Source organism: Klebsiella sp. B345 (assembly GCF_051131735.1).
Lineage (GTDB): Bacteria > Pseudomonadota > Gammaproteobacteria > Enterobacterales > Enterobacteriaceae > Klebsiella.
In genome coordinates this window covers 1,846,346-1,860,144 of the sequence record NZ_CP180443.1, presented here as the reverse complement: position 1 = coordinate 1,860,144, position 13,799 = coordinate 1,846,346, and the positions used below count along the sequence as shown (strand labels likewise).

13 protein-coding genes and 2 tRNA genes are annotated in these 13,799 nt (G+C 55.2%); 14 read left to right on the top strand and 1 reads right to left on the bottom strand.

The features are described from left to right. The 14 genes from ACMYSO_RS08645 (at position 1) to ACMYSO_RS08580 (ending at position 12,081) form a co-directional block, all read left to right on the top strand. Complete coding sequence (locus ACMYSO_RS08645; protein ID WP_434670126.1) at positions 1-879, top strand: metal ABC transporter substrate-binding protein; 879 nt, start codon at positions 1-3, stop codon at positions 877-879. Between the two features lie 138 nt (positions 880-1,017). Next, positions 1,018-1,515, top strand: a complete 498-nt coding sequence (gene pncC / locus ACMYSO_RS08640) for a nicotinamide-nucleotide amidase (protein WP_434670125.1) — start codon at positions 1,018-1,020, stop codon at positions 1,513-1,515. An 80-nt stretch (positions 1,516-1,595) separates the two neighbouring features. Then, a complete protein-coding gene (gene recA / locus ACMYSO_RS08635) occupies positions 1,596-2,660 on the top strand; it encodes a recombinase RecA (RefSeq protein ID WP_434583370.1) in 1,065 nt (354 codons plus the stop codon). A 111-nt stretch (positions 2,661-2,771) separates the two neighbouring features. Continuing rightward, positions 2,772-3,272, top strand: coding sequence for a recombination regulator RecX (gene recX, locus ACMYSO_RS08630; RefSeq protein ID WP_434583371.1), 501 nt, complete (start codon positions 2,772-2,774; stop codon positions 3,270-3,272). Positions 3,273-3,526: 254 nt separating this feature from the next. Further along, entirely contained in the window at positions 3,527-6,154 is a 2,628-nt protein-coding gene (gene alaS / locus ACMYSO_RS08625; RefSeq protein ID WP_434670123.1) for an alanine--tRNA ligase, read from the top strand. A 238-nt stretch (positions 6,155-6,392) separates the two neighbouring features. Then, entirely contained in the window at positions 6,393-6,578 is a 186-nt protein-coding gene (gene csrA / locus ACMYSO_RS08620) for a carbon storage regulator CsrA (protein WP_000906486.1), read from the top strand. Positions 6,579-6,918: 340 nt separating this feature from the next. Then, positions 6,919-7,011: transfer RNA gene (locus tag ACMYSO_RS08615), tRNA-Ser, on the top strand. A gap of 4 nt (positions 7,012-7,015) precedes the next feature. Continuing rightward, positions 7,016-7,092: transfer RNA gene (locus tag ACMYSO_RS08610), tRNA-Arg, on the top strand. Between the two features lie 318 nt (positions 7,093-7,410). Continuing rightward, positions 7,411-7,725 carry a BON domain-containing protein gene (locus ACMYSO_RS08605; RefSeq protein WP_434583384.1) on the top strand — a complete coding sequence of 105 codons (315 nt, stop codon included), beginning with the start codon at positions 7,411-7,413 and terminating at the stop codon, positions 7,723-7,725. A 120-nt stretch (positions 7,726-7,845) separates the two neighbouring features. After that, positions 7,846-8,412, top strand: a complete 567-nt coding sequence (yqaB, locus tag ACMYSO_RS08600) for a fructose-1-phosphate/6-phosphogluconate phosphatase (RefSeq protein WP_434583385.1) — start codon at positions 7,846-7,848, stop codon at positions 8,410-8,412. Next, complete coding sequence (locus ACMYSO_RS08595; protein ID WP_434583386.1) at positions 8,409-8,837, top strand: YqaA family protein; 429 nt, start codon at positions 8,409-8,411, stop codon at positions 8,835-8,837. The genes yqaB and ACMYSO_RS08595 overlap by 4 nt, the downstream gene beginning before the upstream one ends. 187 nt (positions 8,838-9,024) lie before the next feature. Further along, positions 9,025-10,581 carry a glutamate--cysteine ligase gene (gene gshA, locus ACMYSO_RS08590; RefSeq protein ID WP_434670122.1) on the top strand — a complete coding sequence of 519 codons (1,557 nt, stop codon included), beginning with the start codon at positions 9,025-9,027 and terminating at the stop codon, positions 10,579-10,581. Between the two features lie 164 nt (positions 10,582-10,745). Next, positions 10,746-11,261, top strand: a complete 516-nt coding sequence (gene luxS / locus ACMYSO_RS08585) for an S-ribosylhomocysteine lyase (RefSeq protein ID WP_434583388.1) — start codon at positions 10,746-10,748, stop codon at positions 11,259-11,261. 52 nt (positions 11,262-11,313) lie between these two features. Continuing rightward, on the top strand, positions 11,314-12,081 hold the full coding sequence (locus ACMYSO_RS08580; RefSeq protein WP_434670121.1) for an AraC family transcriptional regulator: 768 nt from the start codon (positions 11,314-11,316) through the stop codon (positions 12,079-12,081). Here ACMYSO_RS08580 and leuA read toward each other — a convergent pair. Further along, positions 12,060-13,736, bottom strand: coding sequence for a 2-isopropylmalate synthase (gene leuA / locus ACMYSO_RS08575; RefSeq protein ID WP_434670120.1), 1,677 nt, complete (start codon positions 13,734-13,736; stop codon positions 12,060-12,062). The two genes, ACMYSO_RS08580 and leuA, sit on opposite strands and share 22 nt — an antisense overlap. Positions 13,737-13,799 lie beyond the last annotated feature (63 nt).

Genomic DNA, 13,799 nt, shown 5'->3' with positions numbered 1-13,799 from the left:
ATGAAGAAACGAACGGCAGTAATCCTGACGCTGGCCTTTGGCCTGATGCAGGGGGCGATGGCGAAAACGCTCAACGTGGTGAGCAGTTTTTCGGTGCTGGGGGATATGGTGCAGCAGGTTGGCGGTGAGCATGTCAAAGTCGAGACGCTGGTGGGGCCGGACGGCGATCCGCATACGTTTGAACCTTCGCCGCAGGATAGCGCGTTGCTCAGTAAAGCCGACGTGGTGGTGGTTAACGGCCTCGGGCTGGAGGGGTGGGTCGACAGGCTGATTAAAGCCTCGGGCTTTAAAGGTGAACTGGTGGTGGCGTCAAACGGCGTGAAAACCCACACCCTGGATGAAGATGGCAAAACGGTGACCGACCCGCACGCGTGGAACAGCGCTGCGAATGGTGCGCTGTACGCGCAAAATATCCTTAATGGCCTGGTTGCCGCCTCGCCGCAAGATAAAGCCGCGCTGGAGGTCTCCGGTCAGCGCTATATCGGCCAGCTCAAAGAGTTGGATAGCTGGGCCAAAAGTCAGTTCAGCACGATACCGCAGGAAAAACGCAAAGTGCTGACCAGCCATGACGCGTTTGGCTATTTTGGCCGGGCGTATGGCGTCACCTTCCTGGCGCCGCAGGGGTTGTCGTCGGAAAGTGAGGCCAGCGCCGCGCAGGTGGGGGCGTTGATTACCCAGATTAAGGCCGATGGCGTGCATACCTGGTTTATGGAAAACCAACTTGACCCGCGTCTGGTGAAACAGATCGCCAGCGCGACCGGGGCACAGGCGGGTGGGGAGCTCTATCCGGAGGCGCTCTCTAAGCCGGGCGGCGTGGCGGACAGCTACGTGAAAATGCTGCGCCACAATGTGGAACTGATCGCAGCCAGCATGAAATAACACCATGGTTAACGGTCCCGGTATCGCCGGGACCGCTCATTTTTAGATGCCTCCTCGTAAATTCATCACCTCATCCCCATATCTGTGTTGAAAGTGCTATCTTTGATGGCCTCTTTATCTGGCTTAAACGGGGCGATAATGACTGATTCAGAATTAATGCAGCTGAGCGAGCAGGTCGGGCTGGCGCTGAAAGCGCGCGGTGCGACGGTCACCACGGCGGAGTCCTGTACTGGTGGTTGGGTCGCGAAAACGCTGACGGATATCGCCGGTAGTTCGGCATGGTTTGAGCGGGGTTTCGTCACCTACAGTAACGAAGCTAAATCGCAGATGATCGGCGTCAGCGAGGTGACCCTGCTGGAGCACGGTGCGGTGAGCGAACCGGTGGTGGTTGAAATGGCAGTGGGCGCGTTGCGTGCGGCACGCGCCTCCTATGCTATCTCGGTGAGCGGGATTGCCGGGCCGGATGGTGGCAGCGCCGAAAAGCCGGTCGGCACGGTGTGGTTTGGCGTCGCCAGCGCTAACGGGCAGGGCGTTACCCAGCGTGAATGCTTCCCCGGAGACCGTGAAGCGGTACGCCGTCAGGCAACGGCTTATGCGCTGAATCTCCTCTGGCAACAATTTCTACAAAACACTTGATACTGTATGACCATACAGTATAATTGCCTCAACAGAACAAAATTTATCACCCGGTTACACCCGGCATGACAGGAGTAAAAATGGCTATCGACGAAAACAAACAGAAAGCGTTGGCGGCAGCACTGGGCCAGATTGAAAAGCAATTTGGTAAAGGCTCCATCATGCGCCTGGGTGAAGACCGTTCCATGGATGTTGAAACGATCTCCACCGGTTCGCTTTCACTGGATATCGCGCTCGGCGCCGGCGGTTTGCCGATGGGCCGTATCGTCGAAATCTACGGGCCAGAATCGTCCGGTAAAACCACACTGACTCTGCAGGTCATTGCCGCTGCACAGCGCGAAGGCAAAACCTGTGCGTTTATCGATGCGGAACACGCGCTGGACCCTGTGTATGCACGTAAGCTGGGCGTTGATATCGACAACCTGCTGTGTTCCCAGCCGGACACCGGCGAGCAGGCACTGGAAATCTGTGACGCGTTGGCACGTTCCGGTGCGGTCGACGTTATCGTGGTTGACTCCGTCGCGGCCCTGACGCCGAAAGCGGAAATCGAAGGCGAAATCGGCGACTCTCACATGGGCCTGGCGGCTCGTATGATGAGCCAGGCAATGCGTAAGCTGGCCGGTAACCTGAAACAATCCAATACGCTGCTGATCTTCATCAACCAGATTCGTATGAAAATTGGTGTGATGTTCGGTAACCCGGAAACCACCACCGGCGGTAACGCGCTGAAATTCTACGCCTCTGTACGTCTGGATATCCGTCGTATCGGTGCGGTAAAAGATGGTGACAACGTCGTCGGCAGCGAAACCCGCGTGAAAGTTGTGAAAAACAAAATTGCCGCGCCGTTCAAACAGGCTGAATTCCAGATTCTCTACGGTGAAGGGATCAACTTCTTCGGCGAGCTGGTTGACCTGGGCGTGAAAGAGAAGCTGATTGAGAAAGCGGGCGCGTGGTACAGCTACAACGGCGATAAGATTGGTCAGGGTAAAGCGAATGCGATCTCCTGGCTGAAAGATAACCCGGGTGCGGCAAAAGAGATTGAGAAAAAAGTACGTGAACTGCTGCTGAACAACCAGGATTCCAAACCGGATTTCGTGGTGGATGCTAGCGGACCGGGTGCCGAAGAAACCCACGAAGATTTCTGATAATCTTCTGAATACCCCAAAGGGCTGCGCATGCAGCCCTTTTGCTTTTGGCTTGTCTTATTTTGGATTGCCTTACTTTGTATTGTCTTGCTGAGGATTGTCGAGGTGCCTGTGACTGAACCTTCATCCCGCCGCTCCGGCTACGCCCGGCTGTTGGATCGTGCGATTCGTATTCTGGCCATGCGTGACCATAGTGAACAAGAGCTGCGGCGCAAGCTTGCCGCTCCGGTGTTGGGGAAAAATGGCCCCGAATCGCTGGATGTCACGCCGGAAGAGGTCGATACCGTTATTGCCTGGTGCATCGAGAACCGCTACCTCGACGATGGCCGCTTTGTCCGCCAGTTCATTGGCAGCCGCAGCCGGAAAGGGTATGGCCCGGCGCGTATCCGTCAGGAACTCAACCAAAAAGGGATCCCGCGTGATGTTAGCGAGAGCGCAATGCGGGAGTGTGATATCGACTGGGCCGCGCTGGCGAAAGAGCAGGCGCAGCGAAAGTATGGCGAACCGCTGCCGGTGGCATTTGCTGACAAAGTTAAAATCCAGCGTTTTTTACTGTACCGTGGCTATTTGATGGAAGATATTCAGGAAATCTGGCGAAATTTTGCAGATTGACCCATCGGGTATTTTACTTCCCCGTAAAGAAAACTTATCTTATTCCCACTTTATTCCGTCCGGTCGCTGAGTGCTGGAAAGGCAGCCAGCGTCCACGACGATTATTCCTTATACACAAAATCATTCACGCTGCATCAAGGTGGCAAGAGAGTGAGTCCTCTGGAGCGTGCATTGGTACGCACCTGCTGGAGCGAGCGTAGCCAACAAAGAGGTGACGTGAAGGGTGATGTGTATAGCTTGATTTCAGGATAATTATGAGCAAGAGCACTGCTGAGATCCGTCAGGCGTTTCTCGATTTTTTCCATAGCAAGGGACATCAGGTAGTTGCGAGCAGCTCCCTGGTGCCGCACAACGACCCGACCCTGCTGTTTACCAACGCCGGGATGAACCAGTTCAAGGATGTTTTCCTGGGTCTCGACAAACGTAATTATTCTCGCGCGACAACCTCGCAGCGTTGCGTTCGTGCGGGTGGTAAACACAACGATCTGGAAAACGTCGGTTATACCGCGCGTCACCATACCTTCTTTGAAATGCTGGGTAACTTCAGCTTCGGCGATTACTTCAAGCATGATGCCATTCAATACGCATGGGAACTGCTGACCGGTGAAAACTGGTTCGCGCTGCCGAAAGATAAACTGTGGGTAACCGTCTACGAAACCGATGACGAAGCCTTCGACATCTGGGCAAATGAAGTCGGTGTTCCTCGCGAACGTATCATCCGTATTGGCGACAATAAAGGTGCGGCCTTCGCTTCAGACAACTTCTGGCAGATGGGCGATACCGGTCCGTGCGGTCCGTGTACTGAAATCTTCTTTGACCACGGCGACCACATCTGGGGCGGCCCTCCGGGAAGCCCGGAAGAAGACGGCGATCGCTACATTGAGATCTGGAACATCGTCTTCATGCAGTTTAACCGTCAGGCTGACGGTACCATGGAGCCGCTGCCGAAGCCGTCCGTCGATACCGGTATGGGTCTGGAGCGTATCGCTGCCGTGCTGCAGCACGTGAACTCCAACTACGATATTGACCTGTTCAGCAAGCTGATTGAAAGCGTCGCTAAAGTGACCGGCGCTACCGATCTGACCAACAAATCGCTGCGTGTTATTGCTGACCACATTCGTTCCTGCGCCTTCCTGGTGGCTGACGGCGTGATCCCATCGAATGAAAACCGTGGCTACGTGCTGCGTCGTATCATTCGTCGTGCGGTCCGTCATGGCAACATGGTTGGGGCGAAAGATACCTTTTTCTGGAAGCTGGTCGCTCCGCTGATCGACGTGATGGGCGCTGCGGGTGAAGAGCTCAAGCAGCAGCAGGCGCAGGTTGAGCAGGTACTGAAAACCGAAGAAGAGCAGTTTGCTCGTACTCTGGAGCGCGGTCTGGCGCTGCTGGATGAAGAGCTGGCTAAGCTGAAGGGCGACACGCTGGATGGCGAAACCGCTTTCCGCCTGTACGATACCTACGGTTTCCCGGTTGACCTGACGGCTGACGTTTGCCGCGAGCGCAATATCAAAGTCGACGAAGCTGGCTTTGAAGCCGCGATGGAAGAGCAGCGCCGTCGTGCGCGTGAGTCCAGCGGTTTTGGCGCAGACTATAACGCGATGATTCGCGTTGATGGTGCTTCTGAATTTAAAGGCTACGATCATCTGGAACTGAACGCGAAGGTCACCGCGCTGTTTATCGACGGTAAAGCTGTTAATAGCGTGGCGACAGGCCAGGACGCTGTTGTCATTCTGGATCAAACGCCGTTCTACGCGGAATCCGGCGGCCAGGTAGGCGATAAAGGCGAACTGAAAGGCGCTGGCTTCTCCTTCGTGGTCAGTGATGCACAGAAATACGGCCAGGCTATTGGTCATATCGGTAAACTGACCAGCGGCGCGCTGAAAGTGGGCGACGCGGTGCAGGCTGATGTCGATCAGGCTCGCCGTCAACGAATTCGTCTGAACCACTCCGCGACGCACCTGATGCACGCGGCACTGCGCCAGGTACTGGGTACGCATGTGGCTCAGAAAGGCTCTCTGGTGAATGACAAAGCGCTGCGCTTTGACTTCTCTCACTTCGAAGCCATGAAACCGGAAGAGATCCGTGCGGTGGAAGATCTGGTCAATGCGCAGATCCGTCGTAACCTGCCGATTGAAACCAACATCATGGATATCGATGCGGCTCGTGAATCTGGCGCGATGGCGCTGTTCGGCGAGAAATATGATGACCGCGTTCGCGTCCTGAAAATGGGTGATTTCTCCACCGAGCTGTGCGGCGGTACTCACGCCTCACGTACCGGTGACATCGGCCTGTTCCGTATTACGTCCGAGTCTGGTACTGCGGCAGGTGTCCGCCGTATTGAAGCCGTAACCGGTGAAGGTGCAATGGCTAACCTGCATACGCAGAGCGATCTGCTGGGTGATATTGCACAGTTGCTGAAAGGCGATAGCCACAACCTCGGCGATAAAGTGCGTGCCGCGCTGGAACGTACTCGCTTGCTGGAAAAAGAGCTGCAGCAGCTGAAAGAGCAGGCTGCTGCACAAGAGAGCGCAAACCTCTCCAGCAAAGCGGAAGAGATTAATGGCGTTAAACTGCTGGTCAGCGAGCTGGCTGGCGTTGAGCCGAAAATGCTGCGTACCATGGTTGACGACCTGAAGAACCAACTGGGTTCAACGGTTGTTGTGTTAGCCACGGTAGCGGATGGTAAGGTTTCTCTGATTGCCGGTGTGTCTAAGGATGTGACAGATCGTGTGAAGGCAGGGGAACTGGTTGGTATGGTCGCCCAGCAGGTGGGTGGCAAAGGAGGCGGTCGTCCGGATATGGCTCAGGCCGGTGGTACCGATGCGTCTGCTCTCCCTGCAGCGTTAGCCAGTGTGAAAGGCTGGGTCAGCGCAAAACTGTAATAACTATAAATGCATAGATGCCGTTTTCCCCGGATTACGGTATCTTGCGAGAGAAGCACTGATAACGATAAAGTCGGGTTGAAGTTGTGTATATCGGCTAAACTTAGGTTTAACAGAATGTGATGCCGTGACTGCTTACACCGTATGGTGTTTGTCATCGCTTACTTTTTGGCGTTATATGATGGATAATGCCGGGATACGAGAGACCCGACTCTTTTAATCTTTCAAGGAGCAAAGAATGCTGATTCTGACTCGTCGAGTTGGTGAGACCCTCATGATTGGAGATGAGGTCACTGTGACAGTTTTAGGGGTTAAGGGTAACCAGGTACGTATTGGCGTTAACGCCCCTAAAGAAGTCTCTGTGCATCGTGAAGAGATCTACCAGCGTATCCAGGCTGAAAAATCCCAGCAGTCCAGTTACTAAGGTTTTCGCGCCTCGCGGTTCCGTGAGGCGCACCCCATTCTGCTTTTACTCTCTTTTCTTCTGTATTCTCTTCTCTGTTCTCTTTCCCGTGGTCACTTTTTCGTTCACAGCTCATCATTCGCGACAGTTATCTTTTAGCATCAGCAAGGCGAACCCTCTGAATTCCTGTTGATAAAATACTCTTTTCGCCGTTTATGCAGTCTAATTGCGCGGTAAGTGTGCAAACGGAAAAAGCGTTCGAAAAATTGTTTGACTTATAAGTACCAGAAAGTAATATGTGCGCCAACGCAGCGACGAAGAGCAGAAACAAGTTCTTCGAAGCACTCGTAAGAGGCGTTGTGGTGAGGTGGCCGAGAGGCTGAAGGCGCTCCCCTGCTAAGGGAGTATGCGGTCAAAAGCTGCATCCGGGGTTCGAATCCCCGCCTCACCGCCATTTTGCATCCGTAGCTCAGCTGGATAGAGTACTCGGCTACGAACCGAGCGGTCGGAGGTTCGAATCCTCCCGGATGCACCATCTTCTCCCGATTTACACCTGTACTGTCGCTTCATGGTCTGCAAAATTATCGCCAGCACCAGGGAGGATAACGTTGCTTTAGCAACGGCCCGTAGGGCGAACACAGTGAGTCATCCTCCCGGATCCACCATATTCTCCAAACCATCCAAACCCCCAAATCCTTCATTCGTTCTCTGTTTACCTTTGTGGCTATCATCAGCACTGATTATCTTTCAACGTCTGTTTTTAAACTTTTTTCATTGGCAAGTGACTCTTTCCACTATAATTTACCTGTATATCAACCTGATTTAGGTGAGATAAGTGCAAGGAGAGAAATCCATGAAATGGTTCAAAGCAATACCTGCGTTTTGCGCGACGCTTCTGGTAGCCGTATCGTTAGCCGGCTGTGCGGGATCGTCCACAAAGGAAAGTACCGGTGGCTATATCGACGATACCGTCGTGACAACGAAAGTCAAAACCGCATTGTTTAACGAAAAGGACATTAAGTCCTCTGAAATCAGCGTGCAGACCTTTAAGGGACGCGTTCAGCTGAGCGGCTTTGTCTCGTCAGCAAAAGATGCCAGTCGTGCGGTGGAAGTGACCCGTCGGGTGCAGGGCGTTCGTTTGGTTGAGAATGATTTAAAAGTCAAATAAGCCACGACATTGATACGATAAAGGCGCCTGGTGGCGCCTTTATGGCTTAAAGTGCCGGCCGCGACAACCTGCGCCTTTTGCGATAAAGTAACGTTTTCTTATCCGGTTTGTGAGAACACGATGTACGAACGTTACGCAGGACTGATCTTTGATATGGATGGCACCATCCTCGATACCGAACCAACGCATCGTAAAGCGTGGCACGAGGTGTTGGGCCGGTATGGCATGCGTTTCGACGAGCAAGCGATGGTCGCACTCAACGGTTCTCCAACCTGGCGTATTGCGCAGGCGATTATCGAGTTGAACCGCGCGGATTTAGACCCTCATGAGCTGGCGCGGGAAAAAACCGATGCCGTGAAGAGCATGCTGCTGGACTGCGTGCGTCCCTTACCGCTGATCGAGGTGGTCAAGGCGTGGCACGGGCGTCGCCCAATGTCGGTAGGCACCGGCAGCGAAAGCGCTGTCGCAGAGGCACTGCTGGCGCATCTCGGTCTGCGTCACTATTTTTCGGCGGTTGTTGCCGCCGATCATGTCGAACATCATAAACCTGCCCCTGATACCTTCCTGCTGTGCGCTGAACGCATGGGCGTGGCGCCGGAAAAATGCGTTGTGTTTGAAGATGCGGACTTTGGTCTGCAGGCGGCGAAGCGCGCGGGGATGGATGTTGTGGACGTGCGTTTGCTGTGAGCGACGTGCTGTCGCTAGCCTCGTTGTTTGCCAGTAGTTTTTTGAGCGCGACATTACTCCCCGGCAACTCAGAAGTGGTGCTGATTGCTATGCTACTTACGGGAGCAAGTCAACCGTGGGCTCTGGTTTTAATAGCAACAATCGGCAATAGCCTTGGAGGGGTAACTAACGTTATTCTGGGGCGCCTGTTTCCGCTGCGCAAAACATCGCGCTGGCAGGAAAAAGCGACCGGCTGGCTAAAGCGCTACGGCGCGGTCACATTATTATTAAGCTGGGCACCGGTTATCGGTGATTTACTGTGTCTGCTGGCGGGATGGATGCGCATCTCGTGGGGACCGGTACTTTTTTTCTTATGCCTTGGTAAAGCGTTACGCTACATCGTCATTGCGGTGGTAACGCTTCAGGGTATGACGTGGTGGCACTAATTGTGGAACTAAGACTATCCCGGCAGGCCATTTTACTGGCTATGTTGTCGCGCTGCTAAGCCCGACACCACCAGACTTCGGCATTCGCGTGCGAACTGGCGGTAACAATAATATCTTCTGGGATAGCCTGTATGGTCACCATTACAATTATGCTTATTCAAACGATTTCGACAGGCGGGAGGTCAAATTGATCCCGGACGTATCACAGGCGCTGGCCTGGCTGGAAAAAAATCCACAGGCCCTGCAGGGTATTCAACGTGGTCTTGAGCGCGAAACGCTGCGCGTCAATGCCGATGGTTCACTGGCAACCACCGGTCACCCTCAGGCACTGGGCGCGGCGCTGACCCATAAATGGATTACCACCGATTTTGCCGAAGCGTTGCTGGAATTTATTACGCCAGTTGATGGCGACATTCAGCACATGCTTACCTTTATGCGCGATGTGCATCGCTACACCGCACGCCACATTGGCGATGAACGGATGTGGCCGCTGAGCATGCCTTGCTATATTGCCCCAGGGCAGGATATCGAACTGGCGCAGTACGGTACTTCGAATATTGGCCGTCTGAAAACGCTGTATCGCGAAGGGCTGAAAAACCGCTATGGGGCGCTGATGCAAACCATCTCCGGCGTCCATTATAACTTCTCGCTGCCGATGGCATTCTGGCAGGCGAAGTGTAGCGTTGAGGATGCGGAAAGCGGAAAAGAGGCGATCTCTGCGGGCTATTTCCGTTCTATCCGTAACTACTACCGCTTCGGCTGGGTAATTCCATACCTGTTCGGCGCATCGCCGGCTATCTGCTCTTCATTCCTGCAGGGCAAACCGACGACGCTGCCGTTTGAGGAAGCGAAGAACGGCATGTACTACTTGCCGTACGCCACCTCGCTGCGCCTGAGCGACCTGGGCTATACCAATAAGTCGCAAAGCAATCTCGGGATTACATTTAACGATCTGCATGAATATGTGGCAGGATTGAAGCGGGCGATTAAAACCCCGTCGGAAGAGTATGCCCGGATTGGCCTTGAGAAAGACGGTAAACACCTGCAAATTAACAGCAATATTCTTCAGATTGAGAACGAGCTGTACGCGCCAATTCGTCCGAAGCGGGTCACCCGCAGCGGAGAAACGCCATCTGACGCCCTGCTGCGCGGTGGTATTGAATATATCGAAGTGCGTTCGCTTGATATTAACCCGTTCTCACCGATTGGCGTCGATGAGCAGCAGGTACGTTTCCTCGATCTGTTTATGGTCTGGTGCGTACTGGCCGATGCGCCGGAAATGAGCAGCGATGAGCTGCTGTGCACGCGTACTAACTGGAATCGCGTGATTCTGGAAGGGCGTAAACCGGGCCTGACGTTAGGCATCGGCTGTGAAAGCGCACAGTTCCCGCTGGCTAAAGTAGGTAAAGACCTGTTCCGCGATTTGCGTCGCGTCGCGCAGACCTTAGATAGCATTCACGGTGGTGAAGCCTATCAGCAGGTGTGCGATGAGCTGGTTGCCAGCTTCGACGATCCGCAATTAACTTTCTCAGCACGCGTCCTGCGTTCTATGCTTGAAGAAGGGATTGGCGGTACCGGTCGGGCGCTGGCCGATCAATACCGGACGATGCTGCGCGAAGAGCCGCTGGAAATTTTACGTGAAGAGGATTTTATCACTGAACGTGAAGCTTCGGTGGTACGTCAGCAGAAGATGGAAGCGGAAGATAGTGAGCCGTTTTCAGCGCTGTTAGCGCGACACGCGTAGCAAAAAGCAGTACAAAAGAAAAAGGCCACATCAATGTGGCCAAACTTTCATCTCTGATTCAGGGATGATGATGATAATAAATGCGCGTCTTTCATATACTCAGACTTGCGGGTGTACAAAGAGTTCATTTTATTTTAAAAAAAAATCACTATCGGAGGTGAAGAATGCCGTTGTTAGATAGTTTCACAGTCGACCATACCCGCATGGAAGCACCGGCGGTGCGCGTTGCGAAGAAAATGAACACGCCACACGGCGATGAAATTACCGTTTTCGACCTGCGTTTCTGCGTGCCAAACCAGGAAGTTATGCCGGAAAGAGGGATCCATACGCTTGAGCACCTGTTTGCGGGCTTCATGCGCGATCACCTGAACGGCAATGGTGTGGAAATTATCGATATCTCTCCGATGGGCTGCCGCACCGGCTTCTATATGAGCCTGATCGGTACGCCAGACGAGCAGCGCGTAGCGGATGCCTGGAAAGCAGCGATGGCCGACGTGCTGAAAGTTAAAGAGCAGAAGCAAATTCCTGAACTGAACGTTTACCAGTGCGGCACCTATACCATGCACTCACTGGAAGAAGCTCAGGAGATTGCACGTCATATCATCGAGCGTGACGTGCGCATCAACAGCAACGATGAGCTGGCTCTGCCAAAAGAAACACTGCAAGAACTGCATATCTAGTGCTTCTGTGTCGGTCCGGCGTTCTTCGTCGGGCCGCTATTCCTGCGCCGCCATGTCGACGACCTCAACCTTCTCTTTTCAGCACCGTGCCCTGGTGCCATTTGCCCATGATTACGCCCACGGCGATAGCGAACCGTGGCATCAGCATGACTGCGCGCAACTGCTGCATATACTCTGCGGCGTGGTGCGGGTCGATACGCCGGTGGGCTACTGGGTTGTACCACCCGGACGCGGCGTCTGGCTGCCGGCGGGGACGCCCCACGCGCTGCGGATCACCGGTAAAGTTGCGGCCCGTACGCTGTTTATCGATCCCCTGGCGCGAGCCGATCTCCCGTCCACCTGTCAGATCGTGCAGATCACTCCGCTGCTGCGCGAGCTGATCGTCAGTTCGCTGGCGCTGGGCGAACGTTACGATCCCGGTAGCCGTGACGAACGGATCTATGAATTAATTCTCGATGAGATCCGCGGTATGACGGTACTGCCGTTTGGCCTTATGGAGCCTCAGAGCGAGGCCTTGCGCCGTTTATGCCAGAAGGTCCGTGAGATGCCGGGGGAGGCCTGGAGCAGCCAGCAGGCGGCGAAAGAGAGCAATATGAGCGAACGGACGCTGAACCGCCACTTTCAGCAGCAGACCACGCTGACCTGGAGTGAATGGGTGCGCCGGGCGAAGCTGATGGAAGCGCTGGTTCGCCTGGCGCAGGGGCAGTCGGTGTTACGCGTGGCGCTGGATCTGGGCTATGGCAGCCACAGCGCCTTCAGCGCCATGTTTCGTCGGGTGATGGGCGTCGCCCCCAGCGACTATTTCCGCCCGCCAGCGTGATCGCCTGCGCTGAGCGCATTGCACAGCGCCTGTAGTGAGGCGCGCGCTACGTCATTATCGATGCCCACGCCCCAGCAGCTGACGCCGTTGGGGAAGATGCAGCGGATATAGGCCACCGAACGGCTGTCGCTGCGTTCGCCAAGGGTATGCTCATGGTAATCCTTGATCACGAACGACTGCTTCAGCAGCCCGCTGAGCCCGCTGGCGGCGGCTGAGAGCAGGCCGTTGCCGCGCCCCTGAAGCCGCCGGGTCTCGCCGTTGATCCGCAGCGTAGCCTGTAAGGAAAGCTGGCCATCCTGCTGGCTGTCGCTTTGATAGTCCAGCAGCGCCAGCGGCGAGCTGTCAAGCAGCCCATAGCGGGAGCGGAACAGCTGCCACAGCGCATTCTGGGTCATCTCTTTACCATGGCTATCGGTTTCCTGCTGTACGTGGAGGCTGAAATCTTGCTGTAACGCCCGGGGCAGCTTCAGCCCGTGGTTCTGTTCGATTAGCCAGGCGCTGCCGCTCTTGCCGGACTGGCTGTTGACGCGGATGACCGCTTCGTAGCTGCAGCCGATGTCCTGCGGATCGACGGGCAGGTAGGGCATTTCCCAGTGCTCGCCGGGTTTACGGGCATCAAATCCTTTCTTAATGGCGTCCTGATGTGAACCGGAGAAGGCGGTGTAGGCGAGACTGCCGGCCCACGGATGACGCGGATGTACCGGCAGCTGATTACAATGTTCCACCACTTCCACCACCCGGTTCATCTCCGGGAAAGTCAGCTGCGGGGCAATGCCCTGGCTGTAGAGATTCATCGCCAGGGTGACCAGGCAGACGTTGCCGGTGCGCTCGCCGTTACCGAACAGACAACCTTCAACGCGGTCGGCGCCGGCCATCACCGCCAGCTCGGCGCTGGCAACGCCGGTCCCGCGATCGTTATGAGGATGAACGCTGATACAAACCTCGGCGCGACGGGAGAAGTGGCGGCAGAAATACTCGATCTGGTCGGCGTAAACGTTCGGGGTATTGACCTCGACGGTGGCGGGCAGGTTGATGATCATCGGCCGTTCCGCGCAGGGCTGCCAGATGTCCGCCACCGCTTCACAGATTTCCAGCGCAAAGTCCGCTTCGGTAAAGCAGAAGGTTTCCGGCGAATACTCATATTGCCAGCGGGTGTCCGGCTGCGCTTCGCACTGCTCACGAATCAGGCGGGTGGCGCGGGTGGCGAGGGCCACCACCTGCGCTTTATCCATGCCAAATACCAGCTTGCGAAACAGCGGCGCGGTGGCGTTATACAGATGGACGGTGGCGCGATGGGCGCCGCGCAGCGATTCAAAGGTTCGCAGGATCAGGTCTTCCCGCGCCTGGGTCAGGACCTGGATGGTGACATCTTGCGGAATACGCTGTTCGTCGATCAGCTGGCGGACAAAGTTGAAATCGGTCTGTGAAGCCGACGGAAACGCCACTTCAATCTCTTTAAATCCGCACTCCAGCAGCAGATTCCAGAACTGCAGCTTGCGGGCGCCGTCCATCGGTTCGGCCAACGCCTGGTTGCCATCGCGCAGATCGGTGGACAGCCAGCGCGGCGCGCGGGTAATCGTGTTGTCCGGCCAGCGGCGGCCGGGCAAGGAAATTGGCGGCCAGGGACGATATTTTTCGCCAGGGTTTGTCAGCATGATGCTCTCCTTGTGTTGGATCTTCATCCTGCAGAAACGTAAAGCGGGGCGCTTTATCAAAGC

What these genes read in the sequence shown, in the direction of transcription:
- ACMYSO_RS08645 (WP_434670126.1), top strand. Translation starts at nt 1, where the DNA reads ATGAAGAAACGAACGGCAGTAATCCTGACGCTGGCCTTTGGCCTGATG.
- pncC (WP_434670125.1), top strand. Translation starts at nt 1,018, where the DNA reads ATGACTGATTCAGAATTAATGCAGCTGAGCGAGCAGGTCGGGCTGGCG.
- recA (WP_434583370.1), top strand. Translation starts at nt 1,596, where the DNA reads ATGGCTATCGACGAAAACAAACAGAAAGCGTTGGCGGCAGCACTGGGC.
- alaS (WP_434670123.1), top strand. Translation starts at nt 3,527, where the DNA reads ATGAGCAAGAGCACTGCTGAGATCCGTCAGGCGTTTCTCGATTTTTTC.
- csrA (WP_000906486.1), top strand. Translation starts at nt 6,393, where the DNA reads ATGCTGATTCTGACTCGTCGAGTTGGTGAGACCCTCATGATTGGAGAT.
- ACMYSO_RS08605 (WP_434583384.1), top strand. Translation starts at nt 7,411, where the DNA reads ATGAAATGGTTCAAAGCAATACCTGCGTTTTGCGCGACGCTTCTGGTA.
- yqaB (WP_434583385.1), top strand. Translation starts at nt 7,846, where the DNA reads ATGTACGAACGTTACGCAGGACTGATCTTTGATATGGATGGCACCATC.
- luxS (WP_434583388.1), top strand. Translation starts at nt 10,746, where the DNA reads ATGCCGTTGTTAGATAGTTTCACAGTCGACCATACCCGCATGGAAGCA.
- ACMYSO_RS08580 (WP_434670121.1), top strand. Translation starts at nt 11,314, where the DNA reads ATGTCGACGACCTCAACCTTCTCTTTTCAGCACCGTGCCCTGGTGCCA.
- leuA (WP_434670120.1), bottom strand. Translation starts at nt 13,736, where the DNA reads ATGCTGACAAACCCTGGCGAAAAATATCGTCCCTGGCCGCCAATTTCC.